A 1247-nucleotide genomic window follows, 5' to 3' on the forward strand; every position below is an offset into this window, starting at 1 on the left:
GCGGACCTGGCCGCGCAGGGGGCGGGAGACGAACAGGCCGCCTTCGAGACCGTGCTCGATCCGCACGGCGGCCGGGGCCCCGAGGACACCGTGCTGCACGTGGCGTTCGAGGACCACACCCTGCGCCTGCGCTACCGCACCGACGTCCTCGACGCGGACGCCGCCGCCCGGATCGCCGGGTACCACCTCACCGCGCTCACCCAGCTCACCGCGGCCCCGGACGCCGAGCCCGGCCGGCAGAGTCTGCTGTCCGACGGCGAACTCCGGCTCCAGCTCCATGGGTTGGCGGGGCCGCACCGTGAGCTGCCGGACCGCCGGGTCCACGAGCTGTTCGAGGCAAGGGTGTTGGCGCATCCCGACGCCGTCGCCGCCGTGCGGGGCGACCACGATTGGACGTACCGGGAGCTCAACTCCCGGGCGAACCAGCTCGGTCGGGCCCTGCTGACCCGCGGACTGCGGCGCGAGGAAGTCGTCGCCGTGGTCATGGAACGCGACCTGGACTGGATGGCCGCCGTCCTCGCCGTCCTCAAGGCGGGCGGCGTGTATCTGCCCATCGAGCCGCACTTCCCCGCCGAACGCATCGCGGCCACCCTGGCACGCTCCGGCTGCGAACTCGTCCTGACGGAGGACGGCAGCACCGCCACCCTGGACGAGGCGGACACCGACGCCCGCGTCCTGCACGTCGACACGGCCTACGCGGAGAACCACCCCGACAGCGACCTCGGCATCCCCGTCGCCGCCGGCCAACTCGCCTACATCTACTTCACGTCCGGCTCCACCGGTGAGCCCAAGGGCGCGATGTGCGAGCACGCCGGCTTCCTGAACCACGTCCACGCCAAGCTCGACGACCTGGGCGTCGGCGAGGGCCAGGTGGTCGCCCAGACCGCACCCCAGTGCTTCGACATCTCGCTGTGGCAGCTGGTCTCCGCACTCCTGGTCGGCGGCCGGACCCTGCTGGTCGAACAGGAGGTGATCCTGGACGTCCCGCGGTTCGTGGACACCATCACCGGCGGCCGGGTCAACGTCCTCCAGGTGGTCCCGTCGTATCTGGAGGCCGTGCTCGCCGAGTTGGAGCAGCGCCCGCGCGAACTGCCCGACCTGCACTGCGTGTCGGTCACCGGGGAAGCGGTGAAGAAGGAGCTCGTCGAGCGCTGGTTCGCGGCCGAGCCCGGCATCCGGCTGGTCAACGCGTACGGGCTGACCGAGACCTCGGACGACACCAACCACGAGGTCATGTCCCGGGTGCC

At 71.7% G+C, this 1247-nt stretch carries 1 protein-coding gene; it reads left to right on the plus strand.

Translation table 11 applies throughout. The features are described from left to right. A partial coding sequence (locus AOK17_RS43515) for an AMP-binding protein (protein WP_157881526.1) occupies positions 1–1247 on the plus strand: 1247 nt, incomplete at both ends.

This window comes from Streptomyces phaeochromogenes (genome assembly GCF_001418655.1).
Taxonomy (GTDB): domain Bacteria; phylum Actinomycetota; class Actinomycetes; order Streptomycetales; family Streptomycetaceae; genus Streptomyces; species Streptomyces phaeochromogenes.